Below are 18,966 nucleotides of genomic sequence, written 5' to 3' on the forward strand. Positions count from 1 at the left end.
CTTTAGCGAACCAGGCGAGCTCGGGTTCACAAGAAAAGTCGATCTTGTGGACCTTGAGGGCCAGCCCCCTAGATGGTCGGTGATATCCATGCCAACGGAAACCGCATCCGTGCCCGTGAGACCCGTGCCGGTGCAGGAATGTCGCCCGCCAGCAGCGTTGATCCTGATTTCGCAGATCAGCCTGTCTCGCAACGCGAGGGCACCTCGCCAGGGGCGGCATGTCCTCACCCAGTGGATTGGCAAGGACGATCCGTTGCTCCCCTCGGTCCTCCAGGTGGCCAGCGAACTGCTCACCAACGCCGTCATCCACCCGGCACACGGCTTGGGTCGTGAGTCGGTAGTGCTACGCGTAAGCCGAGGCCGCCGCTTCCTCCTGCTGGAGGTCATCGATCCCGGCGCTCTGGACATGTCCCCCTTGCCGCAGCCGCATTCGCCGGCCTTCACCTCGGAGACAGGTCGCGGCCTGGGCATCGTGGCGGAGTACGCCGCTGCGTGGGGCACCTACACCTGCGATGCCGGACGCCGCAATGTGTGGGCTGTCCTGGGGGAAGATGCGCCTGCGACAGGCGACGCGAGAGTCGATGTTCCGGTTGAGCCTTCCCAGCGCCCCGAGGAGGGTATCGCGGTCGGCGGGTGGGGGGCTGCAGGCTGTCAGGCCCTTCACGGTCTGACAGACCAACCTCACAGGTCTACCGGCAGGGACATCACCCATGGTCAATGACCACGGCAAGAGGATCAATGGTCCGCACACCGACGGGTTCGGAGGGTCTCCCGTAAGTCGACGGCACCATCCTGGCGTACGCATCTATCAGCGATGTGGAGGACGCCGCTGCGGTGCGGGACATGAGCAACCTCAACGCGGGCACGCTACTCGTGCCGTGCCGTGCCGTGCGATGCGCCGCGCAAGCTGGGCGTGGCGGTCTAGGGCACAACGAACCCTCGGACCGGAGATGCGCCTACTTTGACCTCGGGCCCGTGGCAGGCGCGGCAGTGACACAGCCCGCACGCCCCCAAATGCTGCCGCCGCACCCCTCCATGAGGCGGTCTGTCTTTCATCTGTCGGGAGCGCACTCCACACACGCTGGTAACGCGATATGAGCGCCGGACGAGCGTACTGCCGCGAGTGCGGCCGGGACGTGATCAAGGCGCGCCTGTTCGATCACAATGGTCTCCACATCGATCTCGATCCCGAGGCGGTCATTGGAGGCGACTACACGTATTGGAACCCCACCTATGAGCATGACCCGCAGATCTGGCGTGCCTCCTACCGGCCGGTCAAAGTGGCGCCGCCTCTCAATATCTCAAACAAAGACCTCAAGAGGTGGGACGGCCGGAAAGCCGCAAACGGCCGCCGGTGGTACGTAGAGCACGTATGCGGACTGACGGCCGCGCAGATCGTGGAAGAGCGGCGCCGAAGAAAGAGCGCATAGGCCGCCCCGCCGTCTCGCAAGATCGCCAACTGGCCCGGCTTACCCAAGGCCCGACCGTGAGATCCAAGTGGAGGGGCGGCAGGAGCCGTACTTACGACCTTCGCAGAGCTTGAAGACGGTGATCCGGCTGAAGAAGGTGGAGTCCGTTTCACAGCCCCCGTAGGCGCCGTTGGAGTCCACTATGGTCCACGTCTGCAGGTAGGAGGTGGCGTACTCGACCCGGACGGCACGGCCGTCGTCGCTCAGGTCGCAGACTGTGATGCGGTGGCGGTCGGCCGAGACGGTGACTGAGCCCCAGCCGGCGTCATCATGCCAGCCGTCCGAGGTCTGGGCCGTAGCGGGTGAGGGAGCCAGCATGACGGTGAGAGCGGCGGCTGACAGGGCGATGCGACGGATCATGCTATCCGTTCCGGGTGAGGAGATAAGAACGGAGCCACTGTGAACCTCCTGCGCGTCTAGACTCCGCAGGTCAGCATCCCTGGTGACATAGCTTGATCAACATTTGGGCGTTGCTTCACAAGGCCGTCGATCCAGCGTCATTGCGAGCCGCTCCGGGCTGGGGAGAGTTTGTCGGCTGCTCAGGTCGACCGATCCTGGCGGTGGAGTGCATTCACGAGAACTGCTCCTGGTCTCGCTTCGTCCGCTCGGCGTTTCGGCCCACGCTGAGCTGCCGCGATACGTGAGCGCGACAAGCCGTTGGACTTGACGACGCGGCCAGAGGTGAGCGTCCATAGCCCATGCCTCAGCCGGGTCCGCCGATCACCCACCATGCGGATGATCTCCGGGCCGTGCGTCCGTCAGGACGCCGGACGGGTCGAGGCCAGATCAGATCACTGGAGAGGAAAGACGTACATCTTGGATAAGCTTGCCCATTCCCGCACCACTGGGACGACCGCCTGGCTGAACGCCCGGACTGACGACTGCGAGGCCAGTCAGATCTGCAGAACCAGCGAGCCTCGTCGACGCGTCCACCTACAAGACAGTGTGAACCGCCCAAACCGCACCTCGAGCGGGCTCCTGCACGACGACAACACCACCCATGAGCCGGACAGTGTCCGCCGCGTCCACCGCAAGATCCGACGTGCCGTACGCCATCCGGTTCCCGCAAAGAGCGGTCGCGCCAGTACCTGCGTTCCAACACGGGTGTTGGTCGATGACCAGGCATGACGAGCTGCTGACCGTTCCTCAGGTCCTCAAAGAGCTGGGCGGCGTGTCTCGCCGCACTTTCTACCGCTGGCGTCAGCTTGGCCGCGCACCAGTCTGCGTACAACTGCCCAACCTCGAACTTCGCGTCTGGCGGAGCGATCTCATGGCCTGGCTCGACTCACGGCGGGAGTCGAGTTGAGCACCACGTACGACGTGAAGCTGGGCCATGTCCAGCAGCGCCCCAATGGCAGTACGCCCACCTACGTCGCCCGCTGGCGCGTGGCCGGCAAGGAGAGGTCGAAGAGCTTCCGGACCAAGGGCCTGGCCAACGCCTTCATGTCCGACTTGCGGCAGGCAACCAAGACAGGGGAGGAGTTCGACCTCGCCACCGGTCTCCCGGTGTCGAAGCGTGCGCGGCAATGCTCCGGCCCGTCCTTCCTGAAGTTCGCTCAGGCGTACATCCTTCGGCGCTGGAACTCGACAGCGCCTCGAACCCGAGAGACAGACGCGTACGCACTGCTGTCTCTCGTCCCCGCGCTGGTCCCCGACGCACCGCACCGTCCCACCGCTGAGGAACTCAGGGAGGTTCTCCGGATCCACGCGCTGCTCCCGGAGAAGCGGCGGGCCGACCTGACAACGGCACAAGCCGTGGCTTTGAGCTGGTTGGAGAGGACCTCTCTACCGCTGACGGCCTTCGAAGAAGCGCAGGTCCTTCGCAAGGCCCTCGACGCCATCTCGATCACCTTCTCCGGCACACCGGCGGCAGCGACCACAGTGCGACGCAAGCGCGCCATCCTGCATCACCTGCTGGAGCATGCAGTCGAGGAGCAACTGTTCAACAGCAACCCGCTGGACAGGATCAAATGGAGGGCACCAAAGCCTGTAACACTTGTTGATCCTCGCACGGTGGTCAATCCCGCCCAAGCACGGCAACTCCTCGACGCGGTGCCCAAAGTAGGCCGCAAGCGCGGTCCTCGGCTTAAGACCCTGTTCGCATGCGTCTACTACGCCGCGCTTCGGCCGGAGGAGGCTGCGGACCTGCGGCTGACCAACTGCACCTTGCCGGACGCGGGCTGGGGCCTGATCGTCTTGGAGAAGGCGCGGCCTCAGGGAACGAAGCGCTGGACCGACTCGGGCGAGACCCATGAGTCGCGCAGCCTGAAGCACCGCGCGGACAAGGAAACACGAGAGATCCCCATCCCGCCCGTCCTGGTCGCCATGCTTCGCGAGCACATCACCGAGTACGGCACCGCCGTGGACGGCAGAGTCTTCCACACGGGCACCGGGGGCACGTACTCCAGTTCGGCGCATTCCTACGTCTGGCAGGAAGCTCGCAAACTCGCGCTCACACCGGCACAGTTCGCCTCCTCTTTGGCTGCTCGACCGTACGACCTGCGGCACGCGGCAGTTTCGCTTTGGTTGAACGCGGGCGTCCCGGCCGTCGAAGTCGCCAAGCGCGCCGGCCATAGCGTGGACGTCCTGCTGCGGGTTTACGCGAAATGCATGGACGGCCAGCAAGAGCACATCAATGGCAAGATCAACGACGCTCTGAACAAATAGCCTGATGTATCTGCTTTCGGCCCCGGTCTGACCGGGGCCGTTTCACTTCTTGATCCAGGCTATGTCGCGGCGTTCCCGCCACGGGACGCCACGCTCGGCCTGCTCGGAGATTCGATCTGTCGGCTCCTTGCTGAGTCACCGCAACAGTAATGGGCAGCCGGCGGCCCGACCTTCGGCCGGCTGCGTACGCGTGAACCGGTCAATTGCGTCGGCCGGAACTCCGGGTCGACGCTCCGTCTCCGTCGAGAAGGATGGGTCTGAGCTGACGAATGAACTCGGCGGCGTCCTTTTGAGGATCCCTGTTCGAAGGCGTGTCGTCGAGCGACACGCTGAGCATACGACTGCCGTCTCGAGCCCATGCCCAGCCGGCGGTCTGGTATTTCACCCCGGACTCCGCGATGGTGAAGGTGAATCCGGGCCCGGCGTCGGCAGGCAGGCCGACTCCGTCTCTGGCTGCTTTGGTTCCCTCTATCTCGCTCAGTGAGAGCACGGACGGATCATCGATCTCGATTTTGAGGCGATAGGCGCTGCTGGCGGGGGGATTGGTATAGACGGAACAGGACTCGAGGTGCTTGCCATCGTTGGACATGTACTTTTTAACGGTGAAGTCGCTTAGGCCGGTGGCGCGTTCGATGGACTGTCTCGAGATCAAGTCGCACTCTTTGGGCGCGGCGGTGACGTCGCCAAGCGGCCGCGTGTCTGGAGCGGGTGACGGGGGCGGTGATGGAGAGGCCGAGCAGGCAGTCAGCAGGCCTGCCGCGAGTAGTAACGCCGTGGTTGGTAACAGGATTCTCATGCGGAAGGAGGTCTCACTCATGGGCCTTTATCATCGGTCAAGAGTTCCGATCTATCGCGGAATCTGCGCCGTAAAAGACGCGCTTCGTCGCTCTGTTCAGATAGAGCCACTCATTATAAGCCTTCATTTCTGTCGCGGTCATCTCATCCTTTGGTTTGATCTTGTCATTTACTAGGAAGTCGCCGTCAGAGCCTTTCGGGTACTGCTTGGAAGCGTGTGGATGAGTGCGTGCGGGTACCGATCCATCACCGAAAAGACCGTGCCGCATCATGGCTGCCGCGGTGGCATCGCGGAACATGATCTTGGCGTCCTCCATCGCGTTCCCGGCCGCTACTCTTGCCTTGTCCTCTGATTTGGACGTGAATTTTCCGTAGATGTGATCCTTTGCTTGGTCCACCAGTAGGCCGACGAACTTGCCCTGCGGCCCCGGAGCCAGATCAATGATCTTTGTCGCCATGTTCTTGAACGCCGCGTATCGCTCGTCGTTCTTCTTGGCTTCCTCGATCTTGGCGATGTTCGCGGCATCCGTGATCGCGTACGTCGTCTCGCTGAGGTCGTTCACCGCGCCCTGGAACTCAAAAGCTCCGCCGCCGCCTCCCATTTTCTTCTCGAGGATGTCTTGCCGCTCCTCGTCGACCTGTTTCTTGGTCGCGTCGGGATGCGACTTGTGCCACGCTGCGAACTCGGCTCTGACCTCTGCGGCCAGCCCAGATGCCGTCTCGTCCAGGACCTTCACCGAGTACTGCCCGTGGGCCGCCGCCACGGTCATGAACGCGTCGTTGTCCTTGAATGCCCACGTCATGGCCTTCTTCAGTTCGTCCTTGTTGAAGACGGCGCCGTAGGGCTGCACGCCGGACAGGGACTTGTCTGGATCGTAGGCGGCGTCTACGCCTATTTCCGTGGTCGGCGGCGCCTGGTAGGCCCGGTGAACGTCACTGATGTAGTTGGCGTGGATGGAAGCCGCCCAGATCCGGGTGTTCGGCAGGTTCTGCTGCACCTTCTCATCGGCCCAGTAATGGCTCGCCCATGAGGCGATGAGCGCGGCCTTGTATCCGCTCGACTGCTCCCGGGGCATGCCATGGTCCCGGAACTTCGTTGCCGCCTCGTACAGGGCCGCGCCGAGCAAGTTGTCGCTTTCCGGTCCCCACCGCCGCTCGCGCATCAGGTAGGCCAGCGGCCTCCGCTTGGGGTCAGTGAAGAAATCCTGGGCCACCTTCGGATGATGGATCAGAGCACTCAGCACCGTGCTCATGGGGCTCACGTCGGGGGCGTGCCGAATCTTGTCCTGGCCAGGAAACGGCAACTCCAGTTCTATTGCCCGCGCCTGCGGGTGAGCCACGTCGTAGTCATAGACCCGCTTCACCACGTCGAGCATGAACGCGTGGTCGAACTTCCCCTTGCCGAGGAGTTTGCCGATGGCGAAGGCACTCTGCGGATCTCCAAGATCTTTGAGCAGTTCGTCGGCGTATTTATCGGGCAGCTTCCCGGCCCGAGAAGCCGTGCCCAGGATGGTGCTGAACAGGTCGGAGACCTTCTTCACCGTGCCCAGGTCCTTCTCATCCGGGCGGCCGGCGGGAGGAAGATCGGTTCTGAACATGCGGGAGATCAATCGCTTGAGCTCATCAGGCGGAATCTCCTTGGCGAACGCGGCCGCGAAGAGAGGATCGTTCTTGTGCTTCTCGAGTTCAGCGATCGTCTGGGCGTCGAAAGTCCCAGATTTGGCCTGCGCCCGGACTTTCGCCGCCACCGCCTGGGCTGCGGCAGCGCCTTCCGTGGTGCTGGACTGCCAGTCCGCCCCATCCGCCCATATGATGCCGTCGCGGCCGAGCTCCGCGTCAGGGGTGGCGAGGATCAGGTCCAGGCGACCTTGAAGGTCCGGTGGCCTTGCGCTCATTTGGTCGGCGACCCTGCGCAGCGCGGGCGAGGTCCAGAACTCGACGCCGAGACGGCCGAGTGCGCTTTCGATCTGGCGGCTGGATTCCCGGAACTCTGGGCCCGTGCGCTTGAGCATGGCTATGATCTTGGTCATGAGTTCAGGGTTGATGCCCACTTGAGGACTCATGGAGACACCTCGGACACGGGGAGGTTGTGGAGAGTGTCAAGGGCCGCCCGGAAGTAGTTCTTGGTGTCGCGCTCCCATTGGCGCATATCGGCGGAGAGTTTGTCTCCCTCCGGCCCTTTCAGCGCGCCACCTTCGGCGAGGCGGATGAGCTCGCGTAAATCCGCCTCGCACTGATCGGAGAGACGCTCGATCTGTCGGCGAGCGGTCTCTACCTCATCTTTCGTCGGCATGACGGCCTGACCCGGGAAAGACGACTGGACGCTTGAATGGTAACCATGGGTGGAACATCTGGGACGAGTCCGACCAAGTGGATATCGCTCGAACCTAGAAGCTCCGTCCGTACGTACAACGTGGGAAGTGGCAATGGCATGAGCAGGCTGCGGATGGAGCGCCTGCCGAAACTCCGTCCGTGCAGTTCAAGTAGCATGCGAGTATTCGCGAAGGACTCCGCCTATCCGGTCTCGTCGGCGTCGCTCGCCGAGGTAGGTCAGGAGATTGCGGGCCTGCTGAGTGGTCCAGGCGCCGGTCGGGTGGCAGGTCACGCCCAGGCCGTGGACCCGTCGCGTGCGGATCTTCATGACGAACAACATGTACAAGCGCTTCAGAAAGATCGTGTCAACGTGGAAGAAGTCGCAAGCCAGGAGGCCTTTGGCCTGCGATCGTAAGAAGGTCCGCCAGGAGGTGTCGAGAAGCCTGGGCGCTGGGCCGAAATGGTGGGAACGCAGGAAGGGCCGCACGGTCGCCTCGCTGACCTGGAAGCCGAGCCGCGGAAGCTGCCCGTGCACCCGTCGATGGCCCCAGCCGGGGTTTTCACGCGCAGGCGAATGATCAGATCCCGGATCTCTCTGCTCGCTGCTGGACTCCCGGGCCGATGCGGGTAGGTCTAGGCCCGTCGCAGCAGACGACGATGCCATGCCAGCAACGTTGCCGGAGTGACCAGTCGATGAGCGCGCAGGACCGTCGACAACGATCGGGCCCGCGCCGCGAGAACGGGGTCAAGACGCCCCCGGTTCATCAAGCAACTTGCGGGAAGTCGCTGTCCCTTCAGGAATTGAAGAACCCTAGCTCAGGCTCCTTCAAGGAGCCGATAACGAGCCCGCGGTCGAGGAACCGGTTGAACTCCTCGCATGCGGTCTCGGGCAACAAAGCACACGAGTGACATGCCGCGAGGTTGCAGGAGTCTGGGCCCTGGCCTCCTTCTCCGGCCTCCATGCAGAGGGGATCAGTCGAGCACCATTCCGCGCTGGCGAGAGCAGCGCTCCAGGCACGCTCGAGATGCCCTGGCTTCCCCATCCTGACAAGACCGCCCATTGTGCCCTCAGCATCACCAGCCGCGGTATAGATCAACAGTCCGGCCATAGTGGATCCCCGTTCGTCGGCAACGTACAGCCGCTCCCTGAGGGAGGCCGTGCTGTAGCCGCATTCGAAGATCAGCTGGTTGATGAGCAAGTGGGCGACTGTATGAATCAGGATGAAGCGGGGAGTAACTTCCCTAGGCGCCAGGAGGCGGTCTCTTACCACACTCATGTAACGGCGTGCGATGAGCTGTGCGCGCCGCTGCACCTCCTCGCGCCTTTCCCAGGACTGGAGCTGCTGCTCGTCGAGCTCCAGATAGATGCCCTCGCCCGATACTGTGTATGCCGGCAGCCAATCTCGCGCCGGAGAGGGTTGCTCCTTCCAGAGTTGGCTCTTTCCATCTTTGAGCTTGTGCCCCGATGACGTGAGGCGCGTAAATCCCCAGAGGGCACGGGTCTCGCGGAGCGACTCTACGAGCCGCACACGTGAGAAAGCTTCTGTGATCGCATCGCCGTATGGTGAAGTGGCGGTCGTGACGACCAGGTTGGGGTGGTCGATCCCGTGGCGCAGCATATCGTATTCGGGTCTTCTCCATTCGGTGGGGGAAAGCTCATCGAAATCGTAGACGTGCTCCGCCTTCTCGCCGCCGGAAACCTCATCAAGGGCCGCTTGGATGTCGGCGTCGGTGAATGGCGTGAGAATGTCGTACTCATCGATGATTCGGATGGTTTTGGAAGTTACCTCGCCGGTTTTCCGTGCGAACTGGAGTGCTGTCACGAAGTCCGGTCTGTTGAGAATCTCTAGGAGCTTCGGCGGGGTGCTACTTGCGCTCTGCGGGAGGTAGATGGAGCTCTCCACTAGAGGAAAATATACGTTTGAGGCACCGCGCAGACTGCCGCGCAAGGGCTGGCCGCAAGGCTGGGTTGCCTCGCCGAGCCACGGTCGCCAACCGCGGCAGGAGTAGTCGGCTCCCTTCTCGAGCCTGCTCGTAAGGACTGTGGTTGGCTCGCCGTCCACGCTGGTGGCAGTGGTAACTCCCTCCAGGGAGCGGGACTTGTCGCATCCTTCACAGCGGATGAGTTGACCCGAGAGAGATCCTGTGCCAACTGCGTGCAGCCGGAGGGTGCCCCGGCACGTGGGTTGGATGCTTCGATGGACCCATTCCCGCCAGGGAAAATCCCCGATATGTCCCTTTTCGCAGATCACGACAAAGGGTACTTGGGACATCGCAGGCCCCTTGATTGCGGGCTTGCCAGAATGCTGGTGCCTCGAGTCCGGACAGCGAGCTTTGCCCTGGAGGGCCAGCGGCTGCTGTTCCAGGCGTTTGCAATAAGGGCAGAAGCTCCAGGTAGGGAACCGCAGGAATGGGATGGCCAGCCTGAGGTTAGGGGTCTTTGGCATTCCCTGGTACGGGGTGCGATGGTCCGGTGGCAGTCGGAAATGGTTAACGCGCAGGCGCCGTTGGAGGCGCCATTCGTCAATGCGATACGCGCCGACATCGACGTCCTCGCCCTCGAACCAGTGGTCGAGCCCGCACGTGATGACGGAACTGCCGTCGACGAGCACGGTCATCGCGCCCACACCGAATGGAGAGATGAGCTGAGCTCGGCGAATGCTGCCGTTCGTCATGGCATCTCCTCAGGACTGCGTGGCGGCTGATTGTAGGCGGTTGTAATCTCAGCGCGGCATTCGACATCGACGTTGCGCATGGAGGAGGGGACCTCCCACGAGGGCACCTTGGTCCCGGCTGGTGTCCCGGAATACCTCATGAGCCCGTTGAGAGGGTCACCCGTTCCAGGGTTGGCGTCCCACTCGGCTCTGTCCCAGGCATCCCACTCCTGCAGAGCAAGCGTGATCTCTCGCTCGGCCGCGTCTATCTCTTCGGGGTCAACCAATTCAGCACGGGCGATGAGTGTGCCCGCGGCCTGCTCGGCGAGGCCCTGCGGAACAGGCCACGGTACAAGATCCATTGGCCCGGTGGTGCGGACATGGGCGATCAGCGCCCCCCGCAAGGCACGCTTGAGCACGGGGCGTGCGAACGGCGTCACGCTGGTCGGCTCTACCTGCGCGTAGAGCCGCTCGTGATAACTGCGGAACCGCTCATAGTGTGACCGGTCGCGCGGCTTGGCGGCACCGTACAACGTGATCACAAGGCCGGGGCGTTCGTCCCACCTTCGGCCAACTCGGCCGGAGACCTGAATGTATTGAGAGGTGGTTTTCGGCTGGCCAACGATGGCCATGAGCGAGAGCCGGTCGATGTCGACGCCCACCTCGATGATGTTGGATGACAGGCAGACATCGACAGCCTTCTTTGAGCCATACTCCGCGGAGAGCTCGTCGATTGCGCGGGGGATCTCGTCGTTGCGGCGTCGGCTGGTGAGCTCCATGGTGTTTCGTGGGAATCGGACGTCTTCCAGACCCTCTCGACGCCGTAAACCGACGATGTAGTCCGGGATGTCTGCTTGGAGTAGAGAAAGGGTGTTGCCGAGCTCGCGCAGGCTGTTGAAGAACCAGAGGCAGGTCCACCAGGGGTCCTTCTGGTCATCGGTCAGCGAGACTGGGGCTTGCAAGAGCGCAGCAGCAGTTCTGACCTGGACGCTCTGGATGGAGCCGAGTCCAGGCGCGTGTACACCCACGTAGAGACGGCCAGGGAGGAGTTTCTTGTGCTCGTCGCGTGCCCATACGGCGAAGAAAGAGTCTTCCGCTGTCAGCCCTGGTGGAGGGAAGAGGGCTACGCTTTCCCTTCCATACACCGCTTTCGTCTGCTCTGCGTAGCGGCGGATGGTAGCGGTGGAGGCGATGATCTTTGGCTTGATCGGCTTATCTCCTCGCCGGTCTGTGCACAAGTCATCGATGACCGCCTCGTACATCCCTACCATCGACCCGAGCGGACCGGAGATGAGGTGGAACTCGTCCTGGATGATCAAGCCTGGCGGTGAAGCCGTCTGATTGCCGGCGGTGTCGCGCCCGAAAATAGCTCTCGCCTCTGGCCGCCATGGGATCATCGCGAACTTGTCCACGGTGCCGATCACCATTGATGGCGGCTTCTCGTAGATATCCTGATCCACGACCAGTAGGGGCAGCCCGCGATTGAAGGGACAGCGGTGGTCGGGGCATTCCAGGGCGACGCGGTCCCGGTGCCGCCGGTATCCGGGGATGACCGAGTTCTGCGTCTTCTTGCCTTGTGCCCGCAACTGTTCGGCCGTTGGTCCGAGCCGCGCGGCACACCATGGACAGCGAAGCAGAAGGAATTGATTGGCTGCCTGGGCAGGATCTTTGGCCAGCTTCTTCCACGCCTCCACCGCCTTCTCCCGGCGATTTGGCGTAGTGGCACTGCCGAGCCAGATGCCGATTGTGTATGGCTCGCGCCCAAGGTCAGTCCGTCCTTCTCGGAGCCGCTCCATGGCGCAGATGAGGGAGGCCGCGCGAAGGAACTGCTGGGCGGTCAGGAGGCGCAGTGTGTAGCGCATGATGACCTCGGTGCCGACATCCTCATGGTTCCGTAGCCTTCTTAGGAACATCGAGAAAGCTGCTACGGCGAGGTACGCCTCGGTTTTTCCGCCACCAGTAGGGAAGAATATCAACTCGACATTTTCGCGGTCGTCGCTGGACGGGTGGGCGATCGACTCGAGGACTGCCAGGAAGAAGGCGATCTGGAAGGGGCGCCAGTCACCACGTCCTTTCGGGAGGACTCCCGTTGGAGGCTCACCTTCGACTTTGACGAAGCTCTGCTCGTCGAGAACGGTTTCTCTAGGAGCCACACTGGAGCGAGCCTGCTGATCCAGCATCGCCTGGTTGGCCAGATGGAATGCAGTTGCTACCTTCTCGTTTTCGAGAACGAGCTGCCATCCCCTACGCATCCGCTTGAGGGCCGCTTCACACTGCTGAAGGTGATCCCTGGCTGCTTCCTGATGTTCCACGGCAAGAGTGGGGATCTTCTGGTGTTGCTTTGCAATCCACTGCTGATATCGAAAGATAACCTCCTCCACCTGGGCAGCCGCTTCTTCCCTGCGCTCGGGCTTTGCCAGCACAGTCATGCTGACACTGAGTTTGCTGCCGTCCTCGCGGAGGATCACAGGCGTTACGCTCGGTGTTTCGAAAGCAGGAAGGCAGACTGCGTCGATGCGGGTTGTGGTTTCACCAGGCTCGCGCGCCCAGTCGGCAGCACAACCATGACCGAGAGCAAAGGTCTGGTGATGCCGATAGAGCAGGGCAATAGACTGCTCCTCTGGGTCGAGCTGCCTTCGGCCGCGCTCCTCGGGGTAAGGCAGAAAGGCTCCGCCGCCTTCCACCATGGCCGAGAACTGTGCCTGAAAGAGTGTGGCTTTGTCCCCGGTTCCTGAGGTCCGGTTTGTAACCGTAATTGTGACGATGTGCTTGCCATCGATACATCTGCTGAATGCCAGCACCTGAATTTCGAGGCCGTCCGCTCCCTCAATGAACATTTCATCGGGGAGCACCAATCGGCGGGCGCCCGTGGGGGCAAGACTCTTTGCAGTGAAGGTGGCCTGTACTGATACTGGGCTCCTGACCCACCACGGATCACGCGTTGAACCCGCTACCTCCGCCTGGAAGCTCCGATACCTTCCGAATGATGCAGAGACAATAATTCGGGCGTCGTCGGGTAGTTGGCAGTGGACGGAGATGCCGATCGTGCTCTGTTTACGAGTGTTCGCCAGTGAAAGGTCGAGGTCGTCGTCTAGCTCATCTTTGATGCGGGAGATGCCGGCCTGGCGCTTCTCAATGATCTGATCATTGATCAGCGGCTCCGGCAGCTCGTCGGAGCTAGTACCTAGCTCCGGTGCTGAGTTCTCCAGGTCCTCCTCTTCCCCTGCCGGAGCGAGGGTGGCCATGCCGTACCGCCGCAGAGGTTTGAAGTCGTGCAGAATCTCCTCGCCGGTAGCGGCGTCCCGCCATGGACCGCGAGCATCCTCCTTGGTTGGGAAGCTAATAATCTTCGAGAGGTCAAGGGGTTTACCCAGCGGTTTAGGGCCGACGAGCTCTGACTGCAGATCTTTGAGAACCTTCTCCCGCGAGCCCAGGAACTTAGCCATCACTGGTACCCCCTGCCGAGGTTGCGAGCCATCTGACGCATGGCTTGATCGTTTGCGAGGACAATTAGCCGATCGGCACCCCTGCTTAGCGCCACGTACAGCAGAGCCTCTGCCTCCGCCCCTTCCGCGGACTCGATGTCAGTGACAATCACGGCAGGTGCGTCGAGCCCTTTAAAAGCGTGGATGGTCGTGTAACCGGTCTGCTTGGCCGAGGCGATCTCATACGGCTTGAGTCGTTCGCGTAGTGCCGGGTTGGCGCACTCAGATGCTGCCCCCTTCGCGCGAGGGGAGAGAACGACGATCTGCTCAGGGGGATAGTGATCTTTCTTCAGAAGATCCAGCGCCTGGGCAAGCTTCAGTTCCTGCTCGTCGGGTGAGGTGTACTTGACGTACTCAACGTTGATGCCGTCGTCGGGTCGGCGGAACTTCTTGTACACGTTGCCTAGCCCGGTGAGCTGGGCTGCAGCCTGTCCTATTCGAGGAGTGTTGCGGCAGTTGTGATGAAGGACTGGCTGGAAGAACGATGGCACGCGAGCGGACAGTACATCTCGCCCATCACCGACCTCATAGATTGCTTGCCGCTGGAAGTCTCCGAACATCAGCCATCGGCCAGCAGCGAGGCCACCCTTGAGCATCAGGTCCATAACGTCGAGGTATTCCGGCGTGCACAGGTCTTGGGCTTCATCGATGATCAAAACGTCGACTTGGTGATCCGTATCGAGCAGCGCTTCAAGCGCGAGATCAGGCAGCTCATTCCGCCACCACGTAGGGCTAGCCATCTCTGGTGGCTCGACTTCGGCCAGCGACAGCATGGCCTTGTGCAGAGTGCCGGCTCTTGATTCGGGAAGCTCCTTGAGCTGTGCAGCGAGCAATCCTCCGAGCAGGCGGTTGAAGCACAGCAGCCTGACCGACTGGCCTTTAAGGCTGGCACGTCGTGCGGCTTCGAGAGCCAGGAAGGTCTTGCCGGTGCCTGCTGCCCCGGTGAAGAGAACCCTCGGTTCGGCGTCGATGAGGTCAAGCGCTTCGTACTGTTCCTCGAGGAAGGACAGCCGCTCGTCGTCTCGCAGCCGCCTCACGTCCGACGGGGAAATCGCCATCTCGAACCGCGGACGGAGTCTGGTAGCAAGCTCTCTGCACTGCACCTCCGTAGGCTCGTTCAGCGAAGGGTCGAAGTTAGGTCGCGTGCTGGAGAGGTGACGGCGCGCCTGAATCAGGACAGAGGTGAGGGCTCTCGATACGGGCTGACGTATGAGGTCATCTCGGTCAAGAAGTTGCCAATGGTGCCATTCGGGTGATGGTGGTACGGCTGCTGCGCTGGCGTCAGTGAACCAAACCATCGACCAGAATGGGATGTGTGTCAGGTCCAGGCGTCCCTGCCCGAGAAACTTTCGCAGGCTGTGCATTGCCTCGGACGCCTGGACGAACGGACTGCGCCCGGTCGGGGCGCTAGTACCTAGGTGCCATTTACCTGCGCCATCCCGGCGAACTGCCCGATGGGACTTAACCTCGACGCACAGTATCCCTAAACCGGGGATGATGACGACAAAGTCTACTTCGCCTTCCACCTGTCTAAGGTGCTGAGCGATATGAAGCGAATGCAGAACGATCCAATCATCCGTCCCAGGGTCACTCCGCAGCCGTTCGAAGAGGCGTCGCTCGCCAGGCGGCGCACTTCTATCGATTACTGGGGGGATCATTCGAGCCATTCCACTCCTTGCGTCGCAAAAGGGCGTCGGCAGTCGTGTAGTGCGACCTTCGTGAGCTCCTCTCGGATAGCCAGCACCTGATATGCCGTCATGGGTGCAGCGCCAGGAAGCTCGTCCAGATGGAGCTCCAAAACTCCGCCAACTTCTAACTGCCGGAGATCGCAGCTGTCGGCTTTACGCTCCAATGCTTCGGTAAGCCGATGTCCAGCTGTCGCCACAGCTCTGCGCAGCTTCCGGCCTGCTTCGATGTACGGGGCAGGTTCGCTAATTCCGAGTATGTGCAGAAGAAGGACTTTGAAGTACTCGATTTTGCGCGGTTGGATCAGCTCATCACTAGCCCAGTGGGCAATATTGTGCACATTCACACCGAACGACTGTAGCCTTCTACCGACTTCGGTGGGGCCATGCTCGTCCAGGATGGTGCGCAGCCGACGTTTCCACTCTTCCTGGAACCTCTGGATCTTGGCCGCGTCTTTGTCGCCGAGCAGAGCGTAGGCAACGCTTCGAGTAGTCGCAGCCTCACTGATGCCGGATCGCAGGACAAGGATCGAGCCCTGAGCCACCGTAGACATGGGCATGGAGAATACGCGTTCCCCAGGTGGTGCTGAAGGATCGAGCCCGCGGATTCGCTCTCCCTCGCTCGGCAGCCAGATCGCGTGCCTCCCGCTCAGAACAGCGAGACGGGCATGGACGGTCTCGGTATTTGCAGCCGCCGTGTGCGGTGCGGAGGCTATAACCGCATCCCAATCTGGGTTGATCACTAGTTCCGATGCCTTGGTGCCACTCCAAGGCTGCCAGTTTTTGGCCGGCTGCGCAGGCTCGCGGATGTGGGCGGTAAGGGCAACTGTGGCGAACTGTCCGAATATGCCGGGAATCGTGTCATCGTCACGTACCCAGTGGTGATGGACAAGGCGGACTGCGGAAGCGCGGGGAGTTGTCAATATTTGGGCGGGAAATACGAAGCTAGGGCCGCATAGGACCGCAAGCGTGCCGACCTCGCTCCGCGAATACTCGCCGGGCACCAGTACGCACTCCGCAACGCCTGCGTTGCTCCGCATCCATTGCTCCACCGCGATGGCCGTCCTGCGGTTTCGCACCACCACGTAGCGTTGATGTCGATCACTTATGCTGAGGGTATCCGTGAGGGCCATCGCGAACGGCTCGTTGCCACTTGCGAGATAGGCTTCGGCGGCCGAGCGCAGATTGGCGACCAGTGATTGGATGTGAGCGGGAGCGCTCGCCGAAAGACGCTTTGCAGCCTGCATCAGCTCCCTGAGAAGGGGTGCAGTCGTGGATGTTTTGCTGGCAAAAGGAATCGGATCGTAGAGTCCGTGCCACCGAGCTGAATTGGCCACTTGCGCAAGCAATCCCCAAGCTGGGTAGTCCGCCTCGCCCTTCGATGCCTGTATGAGAGTGCGCACCTCTCTCGAGAAGCGGTGAGCAGCAGAGTCATCGACGTGAACCCGTTGCGCGGCTTCTACCGCGCTCAGATAGCAGGCGTCCGCGGCGGCGATCAAGCTCACAGAGATCTCCGGAATGCGAGTACTTCGCAACCCTGGGGGGGCTGCCATGAGAGTTCGTGGTCGTAGACCGGAGCTGCATAGGAACGTTCCTGCATTAACGCTGCCACCGCAGCCTCCACGCCCAGCTCAGTTCGCTCCACGACTGCGATTATCACCGGGGCCTGGCACTCGGACAGCCATCGGCTGATTGCATAAGCCCCATCGAGGATTACTGTCTGCGGTGCAGACGGAAACTTCTCCCAGGCTGGCGCGTCTGCACGGGCGGACATGATCGAGCTCCGCCACCCGACCGGAGCGGTGTGCTCAAATGGCCTGACCACCGTGCCGATGGACCCGAAGTAGGGCGATGTGGAGCTCATCGAAATGCGCTCGGCGAGATCAGCCCGAAGTTGCGTTGGAGACCCGACTAGAATCAGACTCCAGTCCCAGGACGATAGAAAATCTTCGGGGTCACTGTTAGGCAGAAGAGATCTAACGAATGCCCGATCCTCATCGGAGCTCAACTCCAGGGACGCGTCGCGGATTGCCATCCCATGCGGAAGGGTTCTAATTGCGCGCACTGCCTGTGCCTGGAACGCTCCAGTTTTTGGGGTGCTTAAATGGATGCGGTCCGGAAGTCCCCCTAGGTAGTCGCCCACGATGATCCGCTTGGGAGCTCTCACCCAGATCCTCATGCCTGGCGCAACAGCGTGGGGGGCGATGGACAGGTTGGTAGACGCTGATGCTCCGCCGGTATGGGTGTACCGCTGGCACGTATAGCCCAGAGCGACGGCAGCGGTGGCAAGCTTCTTTGTCGGCGTTGAGACGGCCAGAATCGTCTGCTGTCCGGGGACAGGGGGATCTTTGGCTACTTTAATCCCTAGTCGCATCCAGGCGATGAGCCAGTCGGGAATCCTTGCGACGTCCTCGCCCGCCGAGTACAGATAGATGGACTGCCTTCCCTCCCGGAGAATGGTGAGCGCAGTCATCACATCCCCCTCATAGCCAAGGCAAAGGGTGGAGATGGGCGGCTACCCTACCCTGTCTGCTGCCATTTAATAGCGCGGGAAGTCCGAGATGCTAGAGGGGGATGTGATGTTATGAAGATGTTTCCTGCCGGTTGCACTGGTTAGCTGATGCGAGACCGGTACTTTTCGAACTGATCGTGACGAATGTGGTCATCCTGGCCCATAAATGCCTTAAATGCTCCAAGCTTGTACGCTGCGGGCTCGGTCCCGTTGCGGACCTCGATCTGGAAGTCCCGCCCTAGGAGATTGATCCGACGTTCCAGCTCCTTGAGCTCCAGCTCCAACATGGCAGCAAGGTCGGTGGCGGTCATGAAGTCGCCGTGGTTGCGAAGCGCAAGATAGATCGGATCTTGAGGCTCACGGAAGGTCTGCTCTCTCCGCTGGGTTCTCTTATGGAGCGCGGCGGCGATGGCTTCTCCGAGTACCTTGGCCACAGGTGGAGGGAAGGCGTTTCCAATCTGGCGATAGCTCGAGGTCTTCTTGCCCTTGAACTCCCACTTGAAGTCGCCGTCGTCCCACCCCTGGAGGTACTTGACCATCTCCACCGTGAGCTTCGGTCCGCGGTCGACGATTATGTCGTCATCTGTATAAGGTGCATGATCCGCCAGCCCGTGGCCATCAACCCACATCTCGCTCCATGCACGCTTTGCGCGGGTTGGGCCGAGGTCCGCGCCGCCGTGCTTCTTGGACCCGCCCACGATCGTAGGGGCGATGTCGTTGGCGCGGTCGCGCCACTCTTCGGCTCTTGCCCAGCCGTTCGCCTTCATAAGGTGGTACAGGGTCTCGCCCACCGTGGAAGGATCGCCCGTCGGCTCAGGCCAGTGAAAGTGCTCGAAGTCGTCAGGAGCCATCGCGATGAGCACGAACCGAGGGCGAAGCTGGGGAACCCCGTAGTCAGACGCCTGGAGGAGTTTCCATTCGGCGGCGTAACCGAACTTCTTGAGCCGGTCCAAGACATGCTGCCGGTAACCTGCAAAGCGAGGCATGCTCAGCCCGCGAACGTTCTCCAGCATGAGGGCTCGAGGGCGGAGGGTGCGGACCTGCTCAATGGCCCAGGCGAATAGATCTCGCTCGTCATTCGCGCCCAGTTGCCGACCTGCGATGGAGAAGGGTGGGCACGGAACCCCCCCAGCGAACAAGTCGATCGGCTCGCCGCCTCGCTTGTCGGGCTCGTAGTCCTCTGGGTCCCACACACGAGGATCCGCCACATCCCCATGGGCCACCTGCCAGTCAGGCCGGTTGTGCTTCAGTGTGTTAACTGCGTTATCGTCCAGCTCGATGGCGAGCTCATGATCGAAGCCTGCTTTCTCCAGCCCAAGGGACTGGCCGCCGGCTCCAGCGCAGATCTCAATGACCCGAAGTTGCTTTTCGGTCACAGGGACCCCT

Annotated in this window: 15 protein-coding genes and 1 pseudogene; 4 read left to right on the plus strand and 12 right to left on the minus strand. The window is 61.7% G+C overall.

The window, feature by feature from the left end:
• The first annotated feature begins 124 nt into the window (after positions 1 to 124).
• Positions 125 to 721, plus strand: coding sequence for an ATP-binding protein (locus tag ACIBVN_RS40975; RefSeq protein ID WP_397145683.1), 597 nt, complete (start codon positions 125 to 127; stop codon positions 719 to 721).
• A 415-nt stretch (positions 722 to 1,136) separates the two neighbouring features.
• On the plus strand, positions 1,137 to 1,430 hold the full coding sequence (locus ACIBVN_RS40980) for a hypothetical protein (protein ID WP_397145684.1): 294 nt from the start codon (positions 1,137 to 1,139) through the stop codon (positions 1,428 to 1,430).
• Positions 1,431 to 1,469: 39 nt separating this feature from the next.
• Here ACIBVN_RS40980 and ACIBVN_RS40985 read toward each other — a convergent pair whose 3' ends face one another.
• Positions 1,470 to 1,829, minus strand: a complete 360-nt coding sequence (locus ACIBVN_RS40985) for a hypothetical protein (RefSeq protein ID WP_397145685.1) — start codon at positions 1,827 to 1,829, stop codon at positions 1,470 to 1,472.
• Between the two features lie 754 nt (positions 1,830 to 2,583).
• On the opposite strand from ACIBVN_RS40985, the gene ACIBVN_RS40990 reads away from it, so the two are divergent.
• Positions 2,584 to 2,775: a helix-turn-helix transcriptional regulator gene (locus tag ACIBVN_RS40990; protein ID WP_397145686.1), complete on the plus strand. Its 192-nt coding sequence runs from the start codon at positions 2,584 to 2,586 to the stop codon at positions 2,773 to 2,775.
• Positions 2,772 to 4,136 (plus strand): tyrosine-type recombinase/integrase, encoded by a 1,365-nt coding sequence (locus tag ACIBVN_RS40995; protein WP_397145687.1) that lies wholly within the window; start codon positions 2,772 to 2,774, stop codon positions 4,134 to 4,136. Before ACIBVN_RS40990 ends, ACIBVN_RS40995 begins: the two co-directional genes overlap by 4 nt.
• Before the next feature lie 199 nt (positions 4,137 to 4,335).
• Here ACIBVN_RS40995 and ACIBVN_RS41000 read toward each other — a convergent pair whose 3' ends face one another.
• From ACIBVN_RS41000 to ACIBVN_RS41050, 11 genes and pseudogenes are all read right to left on the minus strand, one after another.
• The gene (locus ACIBVN_RS41000; protein WP_397145688.1) at positions 4,336 to 4,953 is read right to left on the minus strand and encodes a hypothetical protein; all 618 of its coding nucleotides are present in this window, start codon (positions 4,951 to 4,953) and stop codon (positions 4,336 to 4,338) included.
• Positions 4,954 to 4,969: 16 nt separating this feature from the next.
• Positions 4,970 to 6,994: a DUF6571 family protein gene (locus ACIBVN_RS41005; RefSeq protein ID WP_397145689.1), complete on the minus strand. Its 2,025-nt coding sequence runs from the start codon at positions 6,992 to 6,994 to the stop codon at positions 4,970 to 4,972.
• The gene (locus ACIBVN_RS41010) at positions 6,991 to 7,224 is read right to left on the minus strand and encodes a hypothetical protein (protein WP_397145690.1); all 234 of its coding nucleotides are present in this window, start codon (positions 7,222 to 7,224) and stop codon (positions 6,991 to 6,993) included. The genes ACIBVN_RS41005 and ACIBVN_RS41010 overlap by 4 nt, the downstream gene beginning before the upstream one ends.
• Positions 7,225 to 7,410: 186 nt before the next feature.
• A complete protein-coding gene (locus ACIBVN_RS41015) occupies positions 7,411 to 7,908 on the minus strand; it encodes a hypothetical protein (RefSeq protein ID WP_397145691.1) in 498 nt (165 codons plus the stop codon).
• 130 nt (positions 7,909 to 8,038) lie between these two features.
• A complete protein-coding gene (gene drmB / locus ACIBVN_RS41020; RefSeq protein WP_397145692.1) occupies positions 8,039 to 9,919 on the minus strand; it encodes a DrmB family protein in 1,881 nt (626 codons plus the stop codon).
• The gene (locus tag ACIBVN_RS41025; RefSeq protein WP_397145693.1) at positions 9,916 to 13,344 is read right to left on the minus strand and encodes a helicase-related protein; all 3,429 of its coding nucleotides are present in this window, start codon (positions 13,342 to 13,344) and stop codon (positions 9,916 to 9,918) included. Before ACIBVN_RS41025 ends, drmB begins: the two co-directional genes overlap by 4 nt.
• The gene (locus ACIBVN_RS41030; protein ID WP_397145717.1) at positions 13,344 to 14,441 is read right to left on the minus strand and encodes an ATP-binding domain-containing protein; all 1,098 of its coding nucleotides are present in this window, start codon (positions 14,439 to 14,441) and stop codon (positions 13,344 to 13,346) included. Before ACIBVN_RS41030 ends, ACIBVN_RS41025 begins: the two co-directional genes overlap by 1 nt.
• A 237-nt stretch (positions 14,442 to 14,678) precedes the next feature.
• Positions 14,679 to 15,050, minus strand: a pseudogene (locus ACIBVN_RS41035) (nuclease-related domain-containing protein); the annotation flags it as partial.
• Entirely contained in the window at positions 15,038 to 16,573 is a 1,536-nt protein-coding gene (locus ACIBVN_RS41040) for a hypothetical protein (protein WP_397145694.1), read from the minus strand. The gene ACIBVN_RS41040 and the pseudogene ACIBVN_RS41035, both read right to left, overlap by 13 nt.
• Entirely contained in the window at positions 16,570 to 17,541 is a 972-nt protein-coding gene (locus ACIBVN_RS41045) for a hypothetical protein (RefSeq protein WP_397145695.1), read from the minus strand. Before ACIBVN_RS41045 ends, ACIBVN_RS41040 begins: the two co-directional genes overlap by 4 nt.
• 140 nt (positions 17,542 to 17,681) lie before the next feature.
• On the minus strand, positions 17,682 to 18,956 hold the full coding sequence (locus ACIBVN_RS41050; RefSeq protein WP_397145696.1) for a DNA cytosine methyltransferase: 1,275 nt from the start codon (positions 18,954 to 18,956) through the stop codon (positions 17,682 to 17,684).
• Between the last annotated feature and the right edge of the window lie 10 nt (positions 18,957 to 18,966).

The organism is Nonomuraea sp. NPDC049400, assembly GCF_044466425.1.
Taxonomy (GTDB): Bacteria; Actinomycetota; Actinomycetes; order Streptosporangiales; family Streptosporangiaceae; genus Nonomuraea.